Annotated in this window: 18 protein-coding genes and 1 pseudogene; 8 read left to right on the plus strand and 11 right to left on the minus strand. The window is 34.9% G+C overall.

Annotated elements, in window-relative coordinates; all coding sequences use genetic code 11:
- Positions 1-9: 9 nt before the first annotated feature.
- Positions 10-582 (minus strand): flagellar biosynthetic protein FliO, encoded by a 573-nt coding sequence (locus tag PHV37_07235; protein MDD3237873.1) that lies wholly within the window; start codon positions 580-582, stop codon positions 10-12.
- Between the two features lie 260 nt (positions 583-842).
- On the opposite strand from PHV37_07235, the gene rpsP reads away from it, so the two are divergent.
- The 4 genes from rpsP to uvrA all read left to right on the plus strand — a co-directional run bounded on the left by rpsP (position 843) and on the right by uvrA (position 5,842).
- A complete protein-coding gene (rpsP, locus tag PHV37_07240; protein ID MDD3237874.1) occupies positions 843-1,199 on the plus strand; it encodes a 30S ribosomal protein S16 in 357 nt (118 codons plus the stop codon).
- A gap of 108 nt (positions 1,200-1,307) precedes the next feature.
- Positions 1,308-2,273: a glycosyltransferase gene (locus PHV37_07245; GenBank protein ID MDD3237875.1), complete on the plus strand. Its 966-nt coding sequence runs from the start codon at positions 1,308-1,310 to the stop codon at positions 2,271-2,273.
- Complete coding sequence (locus PHV37_07250; GenBank protein MDD3237876.1) at positions 2,270-2,983, plus strand: response regulator transcription factor; 714 nt, start codon at positions 2,270-2,272, stop codon at positions 2,981-2,983. Before PHV37_07245 ends, PHV37_07250 begins: the two co-directional genes overlap by 4 nt.
- Positions 2,984-3,016: 33 nt before the next feature.
- Positions 3,017-5,842, plus strand: coding sequence for an excinuclease ABC subunit UvrA (gene uvrA, locus PHV37_07255; protein ID MDD3237877.1), 2,826 nt, complete (start codon positions 3,017-3,019; stop codon positions 5,840-5,842).
- Here the strand turns inward: uvrA and PHV37_07260 are convergent.
- The 6 genes from PHV37_07260 to rnhC are packed head-to-tail and all read right to left on the minus strand — an operon-like array spanning position 5,837 to position 12,248.
- Positions 5,837-6,811 carry a glycosyltransferase family 9 protein gene (locus tag PHV37_07260; protein MDD3237878.1) on the minus strand — a complete coding sequence of 325 codons (975 nt, stop codon included), beginning with the start codon at positions 6,809-6,811 and terminating at the stop codon, positions 5,837-5,839. The two genes, uvrA and PHV37_07260, sit on opposite strands and share 6 nt — an antisense overlap.
- A complete protein-coding gene (locus PHV37_07265) occupies positions 6,790-8,481 on the minus strand; it encodes a glycosyltransferase family 39 protein (GenBank protein ID MDD3237879.1) in 1,692 nt (563 codons plus the stop codon). Before PHV37_07265 ends, PHV37_07260 begins: the two co-directional genes overlap by 22 nt.
- A 23-nt stretch (positions 8,482-8,504) precedes the next feature.
- Positions 8,505-9,803: an aminomethyl-transferring glycine dehydrogenase subunit GcvPA gene (gene gcvPA / locus PHV37_07270; GenBank protein ID MDD3237880.1), complete on the minus strand. Its 1,299-nt coding sequence runs from the start codon at positions 9,801-9,803 to the stop codon at positions 8,505-8,507.
- Positions 9,803-10,186: a glycine cleavage system protein GcvH gene (gene gcvH / locus PHV37_07275; GenBank protein ID MDD3237881.1), complete on the minus strand. Its 384-nt coding sequence runs from the start codon at positions 10,184-10,186 to the stop codon at positions 9,803-9,805. The genes gcvPA and gcvH overlap by 1 nt, the downstream gene beginning before the upstream one ends.
- Positions 10,187-10,206: 20 nt before the next feature.
- A complete protein-coding gene (gene gcvT, locus PHV37_07280) occupies positions 10,207-11,313 on the minus strand; it encodes a glycine cleavage system aminomethyltransferase GcvT (protein MDD3237882.1) in 1,107 nt (368 codons plus the stop codon).
- A 53-nt stretch (positions 11,314-11,366) separates the two neighbouring features.
- Positions 11,367-12,248, minus strand: coding sequence for a ribonuclease HIII (gene rnhC, locus PHV37_07285; protein MDD3237883.1), 882 nt, complete (start codon positions 12,246-12,248; stop codon positions 11,367-11,369).
- Positions 12,249-12,382: 134 nt separating this feature from the next.
- On the opposite strand from rnhC, the gene PHV37_07290 reads away from it, so the two are divergent.
- The 3 genes from PHV37_07290 (at position 12,383) to PHV37_07300 (ending at position 16,212) form a co-directional block, all read left to right on the plus strand.
- Positions 12,383-14,734, plus strand: a complete 2,352-nt coding sequence (locus tag PHV37_07290) for a DHH family phosphoesterase (GenBank protein MDD3237884.1) — start codon at positions 12,383-12,385, stop codon at positions 14,732-14,734.
- Between the two features lie 43 nt (positions 14,735-14,777).
- On the plus strand, positions 14,778-15,404 hold the full coding sequence (locus tag PHV37_07295; protein ID MDD3237885.1) for an MBL fold metallo-hydrolase: 627 nt from the start codon (positions 14,778-14,780) through the stop codon (positions 15,402-15,404).
- Between the two features lie 73 nt (positions 15,405-15,477).
- Complete coding sequence (locus PHV37_07300) at positions 15,478-16,212, plus strand: hypothetical protein (GenBank protein MDD3237886.1); 735 nt, start codon at positions 15,478-15,480, stop codon at positions 16,210-16,212.
- Here the strand turns inward: PHV37_07300 and PHV37_07305 are convergent.
- A pseudogene (locus PHV37_07305) lies at positions 16,209-16,748 on the minus strand (putative metalloprotease CJM1_0395 family protein). The gene PHV37_07300 and the pseudogene PHV37_07305 overlap by 4 nt on opposite strands.
- A gap of 29 nt (positions 16,749-16,777) precedes the next feature.
- Complete coding sequence (locus PHV37_07310; protein ID MDD3237887.1) at positions 16,778-17,059, minus strand: hypothetical protein; 282 nt, start codon at positions 17,057-17,059, stop codon at positions 16,778-16,780.
- Between the two features lie 202 nt (positions 17,060-17,261).
- Here PHV37_07310 and PHV37_07315 point away from each other — a divergent pair, with 202 nt between their 5' ends.
- Entirely contained in the window at positions 17,262-19,694 is a 2,433-nt protein-coding gene (locus PHV37_07315) for a sodium-translocating pyrophosphatase (GenBank protein MDD3237888.1), read from the plus strand.
- Between the two features lie 115 nt (positions 19,695-19,809).
- On the opposite strand, the gene PHV37_07320 is transcribed toward PHV37_07315, so the two are convergent.
- Positions 19,810-20,340 (minus strand): pentapeptide repeat-containing protein, encoded by a 531-nt coding sequence (locus tag PHV37_07320; GenBank protein MDD3237889.1) that lies wholly within the window; start codon positions 20,338-20,340, stop codon positions 19,810-19,812.
- A gap of 10 nt (positions 20,341-20,350) precedes the next feature.
- Entirely contained in the window at positions 20,351-20,983 is a 633-nt protein-coding gene (locus PHV37_07325; protein ID MDD3237890.1) for a response regulator transcription factor, read from the minus strand.
- Positions 20,984-20,998 lie beyond the last annotated feature (15 nt).

A 20,998-nucleotide genomic window follows, 5' to 3' on the forward strand; every position in this document is an offset into this window, starting at 1 on the left:
CAAATTCCCCTAATTAATATATTTTTTATAGACATCGTTGAAACCATCATCTTCATCAGTTTTTTGCGGTTCAACAACTATTTTTTCTTGTTCTTTCGGATAGATAGTATTTAGCCCTTGCTCGATATCTTCAGGCTTAACATCAGTTTGCCCCATTGAAGTTGCAAACATTTCCGCATTTTTCAATGATTTTTTATCAAATTCTTTGAGCAAGCTGATATTAGATGCAGTGGAGCCCAAAACAAGGTATTTACCGTTCACTTCTACGATATGGACGGCTTTATTCGCACCCAGAGCCATCGAACTTACTATTTTCATTTTATTTAAGTTTAATGATTTATCCTCTGCGTTTGTGAATTTTTTAGAATTAAAAGAACTGATTTTTTGATACATAAAAGCAACAACATATATCATCACAACCATAAACAGTGTAGATAATAATACGTTTGAAATATTAGGAAGCTGAGGAGCATGTTGCATGCTTTGTTTCATTTGTTCTGTTAAAAAAGCGGGCGTGCTTGCCGCAAAAACTTTCGAACCACACAGAATCAAAGCTGAAACTGATATTGCCGTTTTCTTCATTTAATTCAGACTCCTCTCTTGGGTGTCAGGGCTTTTACCCTCACAAAATCCCTTCAATTTCTGTATTGATTATAACACACTAATCCGTTTTTCTTTACACATTTATAATGTTTACTTAAAATCCTTTAACTTTTCTAAAATAGTGCTTGATTAATAAATATCCTTGTGTTTAGATAATTATACGGGCGATACATTATCCTCAATCATGTAAAACCCTGCGGCTGAAATTTACAGTTGTATAACAAGGAGAAAATGACCAAATGGTTAAAATCAGATTAAGAAGACTAGGTGCAAAAAAGAGCCCGATTTTCAGAATCGTTGTTCTTAACTCTACTACTAAAAGAGAAGCTGCTCCTATTCAACACTTAGGTTTTTATAACCCTAAAACTAAAGAAATGAAATTAGATAAAGCTTCTGCTTTAGAATGGATTAAAAAAGGTGCTCAACCTACTGAAACAGCTCAATACTTAATTGATAACTGTGATGATGAAGGTAAACTTATCTACAAAGAAAAAACATCTACTAAACTTTCTAAAAAAGCTCAAGCTAAATTAGACGCAGAAAAAGAAGCTCAAGCAGCGGCAGCTTCTGAAGCTACTGAAACTCCTGCCGAATAAAAATTTTACAGGGAAAGAGAACACTTATTTACCGCTTTGTTTCTATAAGGCGGTTTTTTATTGCCTTATGTTTTGAATTTGTTATAATCAGTTTGGAGATATTTATTTATGCAAAAAATCTTAGTCACAATGCCTATCAGTATCGCTGGATGCCTTATTATGAGGGGATTTGCTAAAGCTTTTCGTCAACTGGGCTTTTTCGTTGAAAAAAAAGACATAAGAGAAATAACCCGTGAATATATAGACTATTACAAGCCTGATTATATCATAGGCTATGACTATGGCTATCTCGTCAATCAAAATTTGGCTGACAGTTTGAAAAATACAAACTTTAACTTTATTCATTACTTCGCTGACGTTCCTCAAGAAAACTTTGCTCTATCTCAAAATCCTGATTTGTATCAAAAACTTAAAAACACCGACAACAAAGTTTTTATTTGGGATAAGTCTTATATCCAAGATTTTAAAAATTGCAATTATTTGCCTTTGGCAGTTGACGCTTCTTTATACAAGTCATCTTTCAACGGCTATCAACACAAAATTTCATTTGTCGGAAGACCTTTAACCGGCAAAAGACAAAATATACTTATCGACATCATTAAACATTTCGGTCCTATCAGCATTTTTTCTTATGAACCTCATTTTGAAAAAAGCGTTGCCGAAATCGAAAAAAGCAACACGATGACAAAAGAAGAATTGCAATGGTACAAAGAATCTTTCAAAGGATTTGTTAAAACTGAAGAAGAAATGGCTGAAATTTATAACAGCTCTGCTATTAATTTAAACATCACAATCCAAGGTAAAAACAATATAAACTACAGGGTATTTGAAGTTTTGGCAAGTTCAGGCTTCCTTTTGACAGACGAAATGAAAGATATTTCAAAATATTTTGAAGTCGGTCGTGAGCTTGAAACCTATAAAGATACCAAAGACTTGATTGACAAAATAGAATTCTATTTGCAAAACAGAAACATTGCTCAAGCAATCGCCAGAGCCGGACGAAAAAACGTCGTAAATAATCATACGTTCAAAGAACGTGCTAAAAAAATGTTTGATATAGGAAAGAAAAAATGATTAATAAAATATTAGTTGTTGATGACGATGAAGCGATAAATGAACTTATCAAAATAAACTTGGAACTTGCAGGTTATACTGTTTTTTCAGCACCTGACGGGATTAAAGGTTTTGCAATTTGCAAACAAGAAAACCCCGATATCGTAATCTTAGATGTTATGATGCCGGAAGTAGATGGTTACACCGTCGCAAAAAGAATAAGAGAAAATCCCCCAACTAAAGATATTCCTATTTTGATGCTTACAGCTATGGGAATGCTCCAAGATAAAGTCAAAGGATTCGACATCGGAGTAGACGATTATCTGGTAAAACCCTTTGAGATGGAAGAATTGCTTGCTAGGGTTAAAGCTTTGCTAAAAAGAAGCAACCATATCCCCGAATCTATGGCTACTAAAGAATTGTTGACAATCGGTGATATAACACTCTTACCGGAAACATATTCTGTAAAGATTAAAGACAAAGAAACAAAAATTACACCGATAGAGTATGAAATTTTAAACCTATTAGTTCAAAATTACGGGAACATGGTTTCTTCCGCAAAAATATTAAAAGATATTTGGGGCTACACTCCAGATGACGACGTTGAAACAATAAGAGTGCATATCCGTCACATCAGAACAAAACTCGACAAAATATCAGACGGAAAAAAGTACATAGAAACCATTTATGGCGGGGGGTACCGCATTATTCCTGATGGTATTACAAAGTAGCTCAACAAGACTTTATTGTGCGATAATAAAATTATGAACGACAAAATTATCATAAGAAAAGCAAATCAACACAATCTTAAAAACGTCAGTTTGGATTTGCCAAAAAATGAATTAATTGTATTCACGGGTGTCAGCGGCTCAGGGAAAAGCTCTCTTGCCTTTGATACAATTTTTGCCGAAGGTCAAAGACGCTATATGGAAAGCCTATCTGTTTACGCAAGGCAATTTTTAGGACAAATGGACAAACCTAACGTTGAAAGCATTGAAGGACTATCACCTGCTATTTCTATTGACCAAAAATCTACCAGCAACAATCCTCGTTCAACTGTTGGAACTGTCACTGAAATTTATGATTATTTAAGACTTTTATATGCAAGAATAGGAACACCTCATTGTCCGGAATGCGGTAGCGAAATCAAGCCACAATCTATCGACGAAATCGTTGACAAAATCATGAAGCTTAAAGAAGGTACCAAAATTCAGCTCCTTGCACCCTTAGTTAGAGGCAAAAAAGGTGAATACACAAACCTTATTGAAGAATTACGCCAAGAAGGCTTTATAAGGTTGCGTATTGACGGTAAAGTAATAAATACCGATGAAGAAGATGTAGAGCTCGCAAAAACAACAAAACACACAATTGAAGTAGTTGTCGACAGACTCGTCATCAAGGATAGTGCTAAAGCTCGGCTCGCAGACAGTGCTCAAATTGCTCTAAAAAAAGCAAATGGATTAATGCTTGTTGATGTTGTTGACGGAAAAGAAATGATTTTCTCTGAAAAACTCGCTTGCCCATCTTGCAATTTGAGTTTTGAAGAACTTGCACCCAGAATTTTTAGCTTCAACAATCCTTATGGAGCTTGCTCTGCCTGCTCGGGAATCGGTGCTTTTTTCAAAGTAAACCCAAAATTAATCGTACCAGACCCTACAAAATCACTAAAAGATGGGGCTGTTTATCCTTGGGCACGGACTGGAAATCCCTATTATCAAGCTATATTATCTTCGGTTGCTGAAGAATACGACATTGATATGTCAATGCCTTTTGAACAACTTTCAAAAGAACATCAGCAAATTATATTATACGGAAGCGGCAAAAACAAAGTCCGCTTAAAATATCAAGAATTTGGCACGTCAAAATGGGTTGCAAGAAACAGACCTTTTGAGGGCGTAATCCCTTATTATACAAAAAGATACAATGAAACAGGCTCGGAAGATATGAGGGAAGAAATTCAAAAATATATGACGGAAACCCCTTGTCCTGAATGTAACGGAGCAAGATTGAAACCTTTCCCGCTAGCTGTCACAATCCAAGATAAAAATATAAATGAGGTTTGCCATTTATCAATTAAAAATGCTTTTTCTTTCTTTTCAAACTTGTTTTTGGAGCTTGATGACTATAAACTCACAATCGCAAAACAGCTTTTAGAAGAAATTAGAGCAAGGCTAAAATTCTTACTAGATGTGGGGTTAGGCTACATTGACCTTGCAAGAATGGCAAGAACTCTATCTGGCGGCGAAGCTCAAAGAATAAGACTCGCAACTCAAATAGGAAGCGGACTTTCAGGTGTTTTGTATGTACTTGATGAGCCATCTATAGGATTGCATCAACTCAACAACGATATGTTGATAAATACACTTATTCACCTTAGAAATCTTGGAAACACACTTATAGTCGTAGAGCATGACGAAGATACTATAAGAAGTGCCGACCACATAGTAGATATAGGACCAAAAGCCGGCGTCAACGGTGGTAAAATAATAGCCCAAGGTTCACTTGAAGATATCGAAAAGGCAAAAGAATCTTTAACAGGACAATACTTGAGCGAGAAGCTAAAAATAGAAGTGCCTAAAATTAGAAGAAATGGTAACGGGCAATTTTTAGAAATATCTGACGCTCATTTAAACAACCTTAAACACCTCGATTTAAAAATTCCTATGGGCAAAATTGTAGCACTGACAGGCGTTAGCGGTTCCGGCAAATCTACTCTTATGCAAGATTTAATTTACGAATACGCACTTCATAAATTAAGAGGAAATAAACCTAAACCAATTGGAGTCAAAGAAATTAAAGGCTTTGAAAATATCGATAAAATTATTGATATAGACCAATCACCGATAGGTAGAACTCCTCGCTCAAACCCCGCTACATACACAGATGTATTTTCGCACATTAGAGATTTATATGCAAAAACAGCAGAAGCAAAAGTTAGAGGATACAAGCCCGGAAGATTTAGTTTTAACGTAAAAGGCGGACGTTGTGAAGCTTGCAAGGGTGACGGCGTTTTAAAAATAGAAATGAATTTTTTATCAGATGTCTTCGTAAAATGCGACGTCTGCAAAGGCAAACGCTACAACAGAGAAACTCTTGAGGTTAAATACAAAGGAAAAGATATCTCCGAGGTGCTTGATATGAGTGTTGCTGAGGCTTTAGAGTTTTTTAAAAATGTACCAAAAATAAAAAACAGATTGCAAACATTATATGATGTCGGCTTAGACTATATCAAGCTTGGGCAAAGTGCAACAACCCTATCCGGAGGTGAAGCACAAAGAATTAAATTGGCAGCTGAACTCAACAAAAAAGCTACCGGCAAAACGCTCTATCTCTTAGATGAGCCAACAGTAGGGCTTCACTGGTATGACCTTGATAAACTTATAATAATTTTAAACAAACTCGCAGATAACGGCAATACGATTTTGATAATTGAACACAATCTTGATTTAATAAAAACTGTTGACCACATCATAGATTTAGGACCTATGGGCGGTGATGAAGGCGGGTATATAGTAGCTGAAGGGACTCCCGAAGAAGTTGCTCAAAATCAAAATTCATACACCGGACAATACTTGAAAAAAATGCTATAAAGACAAAAATCTCTCAATTACATCATTTACTTCAATTGCGTCATAATTCTCACTATAATTAGAATAAGTGATAATTTTAGATTTCTCTTCGTATCCCCACATTTCAAAATGGTCATCCGGCATCAACGCAACTATCGGCTTGCCATAAGCAGCTGCAATATGCAATGTCCCCGTATCAACAGTTATAATTGAGCCACAGGCTCTTATTATCCCACATAACTCATCAATACTAGTTTGACCTGCAAGGTCTACAAAATCTGCTTTTATCTCACCTTCCATAAAGCTCGAATAAGGAGCCCCTATAACCACGGGAGTTTTGTGCAAAATATTTAATTTTTGCAAAAGTTCAGAAGTTTTATCTACGCTCCAACAATAATTTAGCGAAATGACAACCATATTTTCAAAAGGTTCGTTGGTATAATAACGAAGAATTTTTTCTGAATGAGCCAAAACCTCATCTGAAACATCAAAAGAAAGCTCAAAATCTCTATTTTCTACTAATCCTGTATCAAAATTTATATAATTTCCATATTCTTTGGTCTTTTTTATAGGTTTTGAGTAAATATCCTTATACATTTTATCTGTCAAGAAATATTTGTAAAATTTAGAATCTTTCCAATCTGAAATCCTTCTTTTTGCTCCCAACAGTAATGCCAAAAGATTTCCCCTGTTATAGCGATGCACAACAAAAGCATAATCTGCATTTTTTAATTTTTTATTTTCTTTCAAAAAAGAAAATAAGCCATTAAGTCCTTTGTGAGCGTTTTTTTTGTCAAAGATAATTACATCATCGACTTCGGGAATAAATTTGGCAACCTCTGCCCCATAAGGACCTGCAATAAAATACAACTTATGTTCGGGATATTTTAATTTCAGCTCCTTGCAAAGTGGTGACGTAACGATTACATCACCGAGTTTTCCCTCATTGATTACTAATATTTTTTTTTCTATTTCTTTTTTATCAAACAATATTTTTTACCTATCGAAATTGTTTTATACTCAAATTTATTATCCAATGAGTCCATATTTTTGATTTTAACAACAATATAAGCATCAGGATTATTGTGAGAGTAGTCTTTTAACCATTGAATATCATCTTCTGTATGATAATCAACAAATCCTTCATAATAATAATTCAAGCTATATCTTCTTCCAAAATCAAATGTAGCAAGCTTTGCCTTTTCGCTTCTGGCTTTTAATGCGTATTCAATTAAGTCATTTTCGCCAAATGAACACATATAGTTAAAAACGCTGTTTGCACTTATAATAACTATACCTACCATCAAGGCTATATGCATTGAAAATACAACCCATCTTCTTTTTAAAAGTGCTCCGGAAATTGCTAAAACAGGAACTACCGTAAATAAAATTATCGCAGGAATTCTGAAGGTATTAATCCCGGAAGCAACATCAGGCTTTAAAAACAACGGCGTAAACAATCCGCCCACAGCTGCAATTAAAAATATTGAATTTAAAATTATAGTTGATATTGTTATAGATTTTTTACTTGATGAAAAATAAATATATTGGGTCCAAAAATAGCCCAACAAATACGCTGCAAAAGCATACACCGGCAAAATATATGTCGGCAATTTTGTACTAGCTGAACTAAAGAATAAAAATGCAAATAAAAATGCAATTACGTTTAGCACAAGGAACTTAGTTACATCAAATAAAGACTCCCATTTTGTCTTTATTTCTGAATATTTTCCAACTGAAAAATATGATTTTGAATCTAAGACAAAAGTTTTGATTTTTTCAATTATCATTGATACAAAAGTGAATATCCACGGCAAAAAACCAACCGCAAATACAAATATATAGAAGTACCAAGCTTCTTCTCTGCCAAGCTCTTCCGAGCCTACAAATCGAGCCAAATGGTGCTTTATTATATATTCATGGAAAAACAAATGACCATGCGTTTGCAACATATTAATATGCCAAGGAATGGTTATCAAAAAGAACAGAGCTACACCTGTTAAAAAGTATTGTGGCTTGAAGATTTCTTTAATTTTCCCTGAAACTAAATAAGCAAAAAACATTGTTCCAAAAGGTAAAATAAAACCCGGAATTCCTTTAGCCAAAATAGCTAGAGCTGAAAAAATATAAAAAGCCCACCAATAATATTTTTTCTTATTTTCTGCTGTGAAAAAAGTCATAAAACCGGACAAAACAGAAAGTATAATAAATGATGAAAGAAATATATCAAGAATAGCAATCCTTGATAACACGATAAATTCAAAGCTTGTCGCCATAATCAACGCAGAAACGAAGCCAAATGTTCTTGAAACAATCCTACTACCTACTCCAAAAACAGAAAGAACTGTAATCGTAGCAATTATAGCGATTGGCAACCGTGCTATAGTTTCAGAAATTTGCCCGAATAAAGTGAAAAACGAGTTCAATATCCAAAAATATAGTGGAGGTTTTTCAAAGAAAAATTCATTGTTTAGTTTAAGGGTCATCCAGTCATGTGCGTTCAACATATCTCTTGCTATTGACACATATCTTGTTTCGTCAACATCAATCAAAGGATAATTTCCTACATTATAGAAATATAAAAAATAGCAAACAACCAGCAATCCAAAAAACGCGAAGCCTGTTTTGTGTGCTTTTACATAATTAACAAGTTTTTCCATTTTACTCCCTCGTGCTCTGTGGATTATACATTTTCCAAATATAAGTCAATTTGAGATTGGTTATTAAGTTCAGTAGTCGCAACTAATATTTTTTTATCGTCTAGTTTTAGACCGCCTAAGATACCTGCCTCTTTAAGCTTTTTCAAGTAATTATCAGAATCTTCAACCTCTAATACAAATTCATTAAAGAAATCTTTAGACAAAACTTTATATCCTTTTTTAGCAAGGTTTTCAGCTAAAGAATGAGCAGCTTTTGCACTCAAGTAAGCAACTTGACTCATTCCGTTTTTCCCCATTACAGACATATAAACAGTAGAATTTAATGCGACAAGTGCTTGGTTTGAGCAAATATTACTTGTAGCTTTTTCTCTTCTGATATGTTGCTCACGAGCTTGCAACGTCAACGTAAAAGCTTGTTTTCCATCTGCATCGACTGTTCTACCGACAATTCTTCCCGGAAGCTGTCTTTTATTCTTGTCAACAGTTGCAATTACACCTGCATATGGACCGCCAAAGCAAACTGGATTGCCTAACGATTGAATATCGCCTACCACAATATCTGCACCGTATTCAGATGGTTTTTTTAGTGCCATAAGACTAATCAAATCAACGCAAGCTACTATCAATGTTTTTGAATTTTCTTTAATTTTTTGAAGCAAATCCATCTCCTCAATTTCTCCGAAATAATTAGGAGATTGAGCCAAAACTGCCGCATAATCATTTGAGATTATCTTGTCTTCGCTGCCTTTAAAATCGGTTTTAAAATTTTTAAACGGTATAAATTCCAATTTTATATCAGCTGCGTGAGCGTATGTTTTTATAACATTAATATACTCAGGATTTATCGCCTCAGAAACTAATATTTTGTCTTTTTTTGTAATCCGAGAAGCCATCAACATAGCTTCAGCACAAGCATTTCCCGCATCATACACGGAAGCATTCGAAACATCCATGCCTGTCAAATCGCAAATCATAGATTGAAATTCATAAATAACTTGCAAAGTACCTTGAGAAATTTCAGGCTGATAGGGGGTGTAAGCCGTGTTGAATTCAAATCTTGAAGATATCTCAGAAACGCAAGCGGGAACATATCTTTTGTATGCACCACCACCCAAAAAGCATAACAAATCAGTGTTATTTTGCTTAGCGAGCAATGTAACAAGATTTTTCGTATCCGGCTCATTCAATCCTTCAGGAAGGTCTAAACCATCGAGTCTAGCTTCTTTTGGTATTTTTTCAAAGAAATCGGAAACAGATGATACACCTATTTCTTCAAGCATTTGTTGTTTAATTGCTTCAGGGTTTGCGACAAAATTTTTCATTAGTTAGCGACTTCTTCCTTATAATCTTCATACTCCATCAAATCCACTGAATCTGCGTGGAAATCATCTGCTTCAATTTTAATTAACCAGCCTTTTTCATAAGCATCATCATTTAACAATTCAGGGCTATCCAATAGAGTTTCGTTAATTTCTACGATTTTGCCTGAAATAGGCATATAAATCTCAGAGGCAGCTTTAACAGATTCAATAGTTCCGAAAACTTCTCCCTTATGAAATGTAGAATCAACATCAGGAAGCTCTATAAAAACTATATCTCCTAATTGTTCCACGGCAAAATCTGTCAATCCTACAGTATAAATTCCGTCTTTTTCAACTACATATTCGTGACTTTTTGTGCATAAAATACCTTCTGGTATGTTCATCGAAAATCTCCTTTTTTGAGTTAATTAACCTTGTTTTTTTTATCAACGAACGGTCTTTTTACGACCTTTGCATTGTACAATTTATTTCTTACCATGATTTGTATTACAGAATCAACCTTTACACCTGAATCGGTTGAAACGTAACCCAATCCGATATTTTTACCTAAAGAAGGGGAAAATCCGCCACTTGTAACGTGTCCTATTTTTTCTCCGTCTTTATATATTTCATACTCGTGACGAGCTATTGCTCTATCTATCATCTCAAACCCGATAAGTTTCTTTTTAACGCCGTTTTTTAATTGCTCAAATATAACCGATTTCCCGTTATAATCGTCGGTTTTAGTTTTTGAAACAGACCAATTTAAACAAGCTTCAATAGGGGTCGTTGTTTCATCCATGTCGTTTCCGTAAAGATGTAGTGCAGCCTCTAATCTCAATGTGTCACGAGCCCCAAGTCCTATTGGTTTTATACCGAATTCTTTACCTGCTTCTAGTAAATAATTCCACAAAGGAGCTGAAACCTCATTTCTTACAAGGATTTCAAAGCCGTCTTCACCTGTATAACCTGTTCTTGAAACAAAAACATTTATATTAAAAAGCTCTGCTGCTTTTATTGTAAAAAATGCAGGTTGATAATTTTTTCGCACCCCTATTTTTTCCATCAAATCAGTAGCTTTAGGACCTTGAAGTGCAAACAAGGAATAGTTATGGGATTGGTTTTCGATATTGACATCAAAACCGAGTTTGTTTCTAACCATCCAGTTCAAATCCTCGTCAATCCTAGCCGCATTGACAATAATTAAATATTTCGAATCAGCCAATTTATAAATAATAAGGTCATCAATCATGCAACCTTCTTTGTTTATCAATTGGCAATATATAGCTTTTTCATCAGTTAACTTGGCAACATTTTGAGGAACAAGTTTTTGCAAATAAGGAAGTGCGTCAGAGCCGGTCACAAAAAGCTCACCCATATGAGAAACATCAAAAATTCCAACATTGTTTCTGACAGTGTTATGTTCTTCAATTATGCTTGTATATTGAACAGGCATCTCCCAACCGGCAAATGAAACCATTTTAGCCCCAAGCTTTAACTGTTCTTCATGTAAAAAAGTTTTCTTATCCATTAGACGTTTCTCCTAATTGTTTTTAGCTTATTTTATGGTGTCATGTCAAGTTTTCAAGAAAGAACTTGAGTGGCAGTTTTGAAATGCATTTTAGCAACTTCATTAAGTGAGTCTTTTCCGTTTTTAGAAACAAACAATTTGCCTTGCTCCAAAACCTTACTTGATGCACCTTTAGGAAGATTTATCGAGTATTTACCGCTCAACTCATCCATTCTCTTTACATACTCCGCTCTTGCGATAATAGACGCCGCCGCAACTGCTATATTGCTTTCACCCCTGACTCTTTGCTCCAATTTTATTTTTTGTCCGTTTTTCATCAAGGCATTTAAAATAAGACTTTCATCACCAAATTTGTCAGAGAGTGCATATTCGCAAGGGCTTTTTTCCAGAATATTTTCTATAGCTCTGGCATGTCCCCAAGCCAATAATTTATTTAGGTTTTTAAATTTAGAATAAAGTTCATTATATTTTTTAGGGCTCATTACAACAACCGAATGAACAGAGTTGTTGCGGATATGGGCAGCTAATTTCCTGATTTTTATATCATCAAGTTTTTTGCTGTCTTTGACTCCAAGTTCTTTAAATAAGCTTTTATTTTTTTCATTAACTTGAACACCTGCAACCACAAGCGGTCCAAAGAAATCACCCTTTCCGGACTCGTCAGTTCCGATATATACAGGAAAATCAAGCTCAGCCGTTTCATTTTCAGCCAAAGAAGCTTTGCCCATAATCGCAGAGATTTCATTGATTATTCCATCAGACTCTTTGCCTTGGACAAGGATTTTTCCGCTTTCATAATAAGTAACCTGCCAAAGAGGAGTTTTTGCTCGCCATACAGAATATTGAATTGCATCAAAAGAAGCTTCTTTCATTTGTAAAAGTTGTTTTACTTTTTCTGCATTTATCGGGCTTATTTTTTCACTAAAAGTACTCATAGCTACTATGGTAGCACAATTTTATATTTATCATCATTACGCTTTGTAAAATTATTAAAAACATTCTGCGAAAATTATCTAAAAATAACATTTTCCAACTTTATACATATAAGATTTTAGCAGGGAATAAGAATATGCAAGTCAATTTTAATAATAGTGTAAATAAACTCAACCAAGTTCAATTAAAAAATACGAATACATACAAATACCATTCAAAACCAATTGCACCTGATACTTTTGAGCACAAAACTCAAAGTTTACAAAATTACGATTATGAAATTTTCAAAAAAGGAAATTCCATTCAGCTGGTATCGTTTAAAGGTTTACAAGACCCCACGATTGTTAAAAACCCATCTATCCGTGCAGGATTAGGAGATTCTCAAAATTATCAAGAGAATATAGCTCAAACGCAATCCATAAAAAGAGGCGAAAAACTCAATATTGAAGTTTTGCCCGATGAGCAATGCGGCTATGGAAAAATTGAAATTCAAACTAAAGACGGACTTATTTTAGGTCATCTTCCCGCCTCTGTTGAAAAGGCTCTCGGGAACACTATTGTTCAAAATCCTGATGACTTTTCAATAACTTTATACGGAACAACTCCCAATACCAAAAAAAATGCACCAAATGTCCTTATGGATATTGAATATAAAGGTGAAAATAAACCACTTGTTCAACAAAAATTAAATACCTTATTATACAAAAATTCAATCACTCCAGAGCAAGTTTTACATAGAATTTTAGACTACAAAAAAGTCTTATACGGGGATGAAATCGGTACTCAAAAAATTAAACAAACACAAAAAAATATAGATACGATTACGCAAGCTCTTGAAAACCCTAAAAATCAAAAAATATTATTAATCGGTCACAACAAACCGGATGGTGACACAATCGGTAGCTGTTTCGGATTAAAAGGAGCCCTCGACTACATGGGCAAAAACCAAGTTGATGTAGCGATAGATGATGTATGTGCAGGCTTTTTACGTAACGTCGTTGACTCCGATGAAATCAAAAAAAGCCCTCACTTTTTAGAATCTCTAAATGACGGAATCTCAAAAAAAACATCAACCTTGCTTGCCAAACCCAAATCAGTTGATACTTACGGTGAAATATTTGCATTAAACAAAGTCCAAAAATACTACAACGAAAATATAAAAACATTAAATCCAAACGAAAAATATGATCTTGCTGTCTTTTTAGATGTCCCCAGCCCATCAAAAGTCAGCCCCGACATAAAAGAATATGCAAAAAATGCCAAAAACATAATATATATAGATCACCACCCGTTTCAAAAAAATGAATGGCAAAAAGAAAAAGCAAAAGGTGGCGTAAATATTGATAAAGTAAAATCAAACGATTTGTTTTTATCAGAGCACAAAGTCCCTGCAAACACAATGCTTGTAACCATAATTGTTGATAAATTATTCCCAAATCTTACACAAAAATTTAGGGACTCATACTACGCAGATGATGTTTCAAAATCTGACAGAGAAGCTATAAAGAAAATATCAGTCCCTCTTGTTGTAGGCACAATAACAGACACTTCAGGTTTTAGAAGGGGGATAAATAAAGATATTGAAGACGAAAAACTACCTCCCGAAAAGAAAACGAGTTTTGCTCCAGCCGGGCTCTCTGACTGGCTCTTAAACCTCACAAACGGTGAAGTTACAAGAAGAAGCCTTAGAAAATCCATGCGATATGACCTTCCAAACAAAGATAATTTCTACTTTCCGCAAGATTTTGTAGACTTTTACAACACCGAAAAAGCCAACAACGACTCTCTTAACACAGCAATACCGGATGTTGATTCGTTATTTAAAAATACTTCAGATGAAAAATATGTAAAAATTGCAGAAGATGTTGCAAACAATACAACCGTAGCAAAAGATATTGGGCTTGGGATTGTGAAAGTTCACCATAATTCTATGAAGAAATTCTTGAATGAATACGACCTCGACCGCCCAGAAATAAACATGAGGGACATAATAGGTGCCTATAAATACAACCCCACAATGCTTGCACTCAAATACTCAAGTCCTGACCCAAAACTTCAAGTCGACCCGAAATATGCTAATGATAAAATAACAGCAATGATTCGTGAAGAAGAAATGGAAGGCGAACTAAATGCCGGCTATCAGCTCTCTGACAAGAATTCCCTAGGCTTTTCTTTCCGCTCTCAAGATGGGACAAATTACGCCGGAATTTTAGCAACTCTATTCGGTGGAGGCGGTCACCCATCTGCATCAGGTGCAACACTTTCTTTACCAAATTTAACTGCTGAATCAAAGCTCTCAGTTTCGATAAACGGCACTGAAACAAAAGATTATACCACAATATACAAAGCCTTAGAAAATAATTACGAGGTCAATTATACAAATGCCGAAAAACCTTCTTGCAAAATAGAGCTATCCATATCAGATAACGGTGACCCTATCTCTGATATAATTGAAAATGTCACTCGAGAGATTAGACAAAATCAATAATTTATAATAAAATCCCCTTATATATATATGGGGATTTTTATTTATGATTTTAAAAATATTTAATACTGGCGTTTTTGGCGTTAATACTTACGTTTTGATTGATGAAAAATCAAAAGAAGCTCTCATTATTGACCTCGGAGGAGATTTTGAAAAAATAAATAAATACATCAAAGAGCAAAATGCAAACTTAAAATTCATACTAAACACCCACGGTCACTTTGACCACATAATGGGCGATGTTGACGTTCAAACAGATAAAATAAAAGTTCCTGTTTATATGCACAAAGATGACTTAGACCACGCAGAAAATATAAGCCAAACAGTAAAAGACCTCGGATTTGCAGACGAATGGAAAAAAATAACGATTGACCATTTCTTAGATGAAAATTCCGATATAAAACTAGGAAATATTCCGATAAAAATCTTTCATACCCCCGGACACACTAAAGGTGGTGTTTCATACCTTATTGAAGACAAAGTCTTTGTTGGCGACACCCTTTTTAACAACTCAATCGGTAGAACCGATTTTGCCTATGGTGACTTCAATACTCTCATCAACAGCATCAAAACAAAATTAATGCCACTTGATAACAACATAACCGTCTACCCCGGTCACGGTCCTTCTACAACTATTGGCGAAGAAAGATTACATAATCCCTATTTGCAATAATATATCTATATTTAAGCAATTATTTCACCCAAAATGTTTTTATATAAATAAGAACTGTAAACAAGGGGATTTTATGCCGGATTTATTTGATAATATTCTGAATTTTATATTTGAATTACAAAAGAAATTCTATCAAAAAAAATATAAGAAACTGCACGCTCAATCAAATATGGTATTTAAAGATTCAACCACAACAACCTCTATGAACGGTGCTTGCACTCTTAAATTGACTACAAAAACAGAAGCAAACAAAGCTAAAGTCAATTTAACGGCAAAAGAAATAATCAAAAAGAATATTAAAACACCTGAAAAGTTATTAGACCTTATTCAAGCAAAAGGTACAAAAGTATATAAATTTGCAATTGCTGAAAAAGTACTCGGAATTATCGGCGAAGAAGAAGGCTTCATAACTCCTTTAAAGGGGCTCAATGCAATATTCTTAAACCTCTGTATCGGGATTTTTTGCGAGAAAAAAATAAATCTTAACACCGAAACAAAAGAAATGTTTATTATGAGGAATTTGCCTGTAGATATATATGTAATGTCGCACCAATTCCACAAATGGTATGGCTACAAAATGCACCTTCCAGGCTATGACGCAGATACCCAAAGGAAATTTAAACACATATACAAAACCTTTGACGATGCTGAAATAAAAGAATTTTCTATGGCAGAAGTTATATCTTTAAAAGAAGCTGTCGCAAGAAACGTTGAATCTATAGATTTTGTTGTTGAGCTGGCAAAAGAATACGATGGCTCAAAAAAATCACTTGCTAAAATAAAAACGCAAAAAGGAGCTTGTATCTAAAGCCCAATATTGCTTAATACTCGTGATTTTGGCGTTTTATTAAAATCAGGTACTTCGGCAATTTCAGGCAGTTCAAAAACGTCCACTGTATCCTGATTGTTTTTTACGCTCAAATTATTGTTTTCATCAGAAGCTTGACTTGAGTCTTTATCAGTTGAGTTTTCTGTTTTGCTTTCTGACTCTGCTGAAGGGGAAGTAAAATTGACATCTTCCATCTTTTGCTTATTAACTTTTTGGCTATATTCTGTAATCATTCGCTGTGCATCTTGAGCGACCTTCATATCTTGACTTGAAGGTTCAGCAGGTGCCAAAGCCGCATTTCGCAAAGTCTGAGCTTTTGCTAAATTATCAGAATAATCATCTGTCGGCGTAAAACCGATTTGCACCTCTCCGGCAACAGCGTAATTTTTGCCGTCAGGACCTTTCTCATAATCGAAAGTAGCAGGCGTAACATTCAAAGAACGGCCGGCAGAAATGTGAGCCTGTTCGTGTGCCCTTACTTTCTGGTCGTCCATTTTTAACTCTGCGACTTTTTGCTTTTGCTCGTCACTTAAATCATTTGATGCTAAGGTTTTTTTTTAGTTTCATCTTCCGGCTTGTCTTGAGATTTTTGTTCGCCGGTATGAGAAGACTCAGTGTTAGCTTTTTCAGATTTTAATTTATCCTGAGCAGCTTGAGAAATTTGAGCAGTATCTTGAATTTCGTCTTCTTTATAAGCATCTTGTGACATTTTGGTGACAGGGTCAGCATTCTTGTCTGTAACGTACCCTGTTTGGTTTACGTTATAGAGCATTCCGCCATATAGACCGGACGTATAAGAATTTACTTGACTAAACATATCACTCATATCATGAGTATAGCTCTTATTTCAAGTAGTTTCAAGGGTAAACCGACAATAATTAACTTTCGTTAAGATTGGTAAAAAAAGAAAAAATTTTACTAAAAAAAAGCCTTGCCAGAAAGCAAAAATAAGCTTACAATTAATCATTATCGAGTGAATAAATAAACAGTAAAAAACTGTTTTTGGTAGATAGTAAAAGGAGAAGGAAATGCATCTAACAAAATTCTTTTCGTCTATGAAATCAATGTGGATTATGTTTTTCACAATGTGTTTCATGACTGCTCCTGCATTTGCGAGCGAGGCTAATCTTGTCGTTCCGAATATTGCAGCAGCAAACCCGTTCTACTACAAATTGCTACTTGTAGGCATCGGGGTCTCTGTTTTAGGCTTGCTTTGGGGGCTTAAAGCATTTTTAGACGTCAAAAAACTTAAAGCTTTTAAAGCAATGGCTGACGTCGGCAACACCATTTTTGAAACTTGTAAAACTTATCTTATACAACAAGGTAAATTCTTATTAGTTTTAGAAGTCTTAATCGGTATTTGTATAGCATTCTATTTCGGTTGCTTGCAACATATGGGCTGGCATGGTGTTCTTATCATCTTAGGTTGGTCTGTTATCGGTATCTTGGGCTCTTATGGAGTCGCTTGGTTCGGTATTAGAATGAATACTCTTGCTAATGCAAGAACTGCGTTTGCTTCTCTTGAAGGTAAACCTCTAAATATTTTAAATATTCCTTTAAAAGCCGGTATGAGCATCGGCGTATTACTTGTAAGTGTCGAATTAATTATGATGCTTACAATTTTATTATTTATCCCCGGAAACCTTGCAGGTGCTTGTTTTATTGGATTTGCAATCGGTGAATCCCTAGGTGCATCAGCATTACGTGTTGCAGGTGGTATTTTTACAAAAATAGCTGACATCGGCTCTGACCTTATGAAAATCCAATTCGGCATCAAAGAAGATGACCCGAGAAACCCCGGCGTAATAGCAGATTGCACAGGTGATAATGCTGGAGACTCTATCGGACCTACAGCTGACGGATTTGAAACATACGGCGTTACAGGTGTAGCCCTAGTTAGTTTCATTTTGTTAGGCGTTTTACATCCTGAAAATCAAATTATGCTTTTAACTTGGATTTTCGTAATGAGATTCTTAATGATTATTACCTCTGTTGTTGCCTATGGTATCAACAACGTAGTAAGCAACGTTTTCTATGGCAAAAATCCAAAACTTGACTTTGAAGCACCTTTAACTAACTTGGTTTGGATTACTTCAGTTCTTTCAATTTGCATGACATTCGGTGTTAGTAAATACTTATTAGCTCCAATGGGTGGAAATTTATGGCTTGTACTTTCAATTATCATCTCTTGCGGAACTTTAGGAGCAGCATTGATTCCTGAATTTACAAAAGTATTTACAAGCCCTAAAGCTAAACATACACAAGAAGTCGTTACTGCTTCAAGAGAAGGCGGAGCTTCTTTAACTATCCTTTCAGGAATAGTTTCTGGAAACTTCTCTGCATTCTGGATTGGTGCCGTAATCGTATTTTTAATGGCTATAGCTTACGCTGCAAGCCTCTATATTCCTCAGGACATAATGATTTATTCATCAGTATTTGCATTTGGTCTTGTTGCTTTCGGTTTCTTAGGAATGGGACCAGTGACTATTGCTGTTGACAGCTACGGACCTGTAACTGATAACGCTCAATCAGTTTATGAATTATCTTTGATTGAAGAAAATCCTAATGCAGCAGAAGAAATTGAAAAAGAATACGGTTTCAAACCTGACTTTGAAAGTGCTAAACAATATCTTGAAGAAAATGACGGTGCTGGTAACACCTTCAAAGCAACTTCAAAACCTGTATTAATAGGTACTGCGGTAGTTGGTGCTACAACAATGATTTTCTCTTTGATTTTGGTAATCAAAGAAACATTGGGTATCCAACCTGAAGCCGTCTTGAACCTATTAAATCCATATACTTTACTTGGATTATTAACAGGTGGTGCGGTTATTTACTGGTTCTCAGGAGCTTCTATGCAGGCAGTTACAACAGGTGCATATAGTGCTGTTGAATATATTAAAAAACATATTAAATTGGGCAATGAAGACGAAAAATCTGCAAATCTTGAAAACTCAAAAGAAGTTGTTAAAATTTGTACTCAATATGCTCAAAAAGGTATGTGGAATATATTCATCGCATTGTTCTCATTTGCATTGGCATTCGCTTGCTTGTCAGCACCTTTAGCATCAAATAATCACCCTGTTTCATTCTTCATAAGTTATTTGATTGCAATAGCTGTATTCGGCTTGTTCCAAGCTGTATTTATGGCAAACGCCGGCGGTTGCTGGGATAACGCAAAGAAAATCGTTGAAGTTGACCTTAAAGAAAAAGGTACACCATTGCATGATGCTACTGTCATTGGTGATACGGTAGGCGACCCATTTAAAGACACATCATCTGTAGCGATGAATCCGATTATCAAATTCACAACTTTGTTCGGACTTTTAGCTATGGAAATCTCAATTAACGAATCCTTCAGAGCTTTCGCTCCGAAAGTAGGTATCGTACTTTTGGTAATCGCTTTGATATTCGTATGGCGTACATTCTATGCAATGAGAATTCCGACAGATAAAGATTAATCTTTATTTTAAAGAGAAACTGCTCCGAGAAATCGGGGCAGTTTTTTTAGCAATAAAAAACAAAAAAGTGAAACCAAACCGATTTCACTTTTATAAGATTAATATCTTTTGTTAATTAATATTCTTCAACAGGGACATCATCTTCATCTTCTAAGGAAGATAAATCTTTTGAATAAGAAGTATCAAAATCATCAGGAAGCAAATCTGAATCAGGCCAAACAGTAGAGTCATCGCTTCTTGAAGCCATTAAGTTTTCAGCACTTGTTAAGTCTGAATTAGTCAAATCTGCTTCAACTAAAATAGCCCCCGCCATATCAGCATCTGTAAAATTACAATAATCGACGACTGCAAAACTAAAATCCGTACCGTTCAACAAAGCATCTGTAAAATCACTTTCAACAACATTTGAGCGAGTAAAATCAACAGATTTCAAATCACAATTATTAAAAGTTACTTCAGTTAAATGACTTTCGTTAAAAGAACTGCCTGACAAATCCGCATTAGAAAAATCTATTCCTTCGATATTAGAATTAGAAAAATCCAACTCAGACAAATCCAGTTCTTCATCTCCGATTGTACCTTTAAATGTCTTGTACTCATCGGGATTGTTCAAAATCATTTCTAACAATTCATCTTTTGAATGCATGTCATTCTCCTTAATCATCAATTATTTTCATTTGCATTGCCAACAATACGGCTTGGGTTCTATTAGAAACTTTGAGTTTTTTGAATATACTATTCAAATGTGTTTTAACAGTAACTTCTCTAACAAATAATTTTTCAGAAATAGTAGCATTACTGGCACCTTTAGCAACCATTTTGAGGACTTCTTTTTCGCGAGCTGTCAATGGTTCTATATCGCCTTCAATAGAAAAAGAGTAGTCTACATTTTTGTTTTTATTTTTTTGCCAACTTGAACGTCTTAGCAGGGCTTCAATTCTTGCTAACAGATTTGGCAAGATAAAAGGTTTGGTAATATAGTCATCGGCACCAAATTTCAGACCTGATATTTGTTTTTGTTCTTCGTTAACAGCAGTAATCATAATAACGGGAATTTCTTCTGTTTTTTTATTAGAGCGAATTGCTTTCAGTGTGTCCCAACCATCCATATTGGGCATCATCACATCGAGTAATACCAAATCGTATGCAGTGTGGTTTTTAGCAAGCTTATTCATTGCTTTCAAGCCATCCGTTGCAACTTCTACCTCGTATCCGTACATCGGTAGGGCATCAGCCATATATTTTGGATTATCATCTATTATTAAGATTTTTGCTATTGATGAGGACATTTTTTCTCCTGCTAA

The organism is Candidatus Gastranaerophilales bacterium (assembly GCA_028693235.1).
GTDB lineage: Bacteria > Cyanobacteriota > Vampirovibrionia > Gastranaerophilales > Gastranaerophilaceae > JAQUVW01.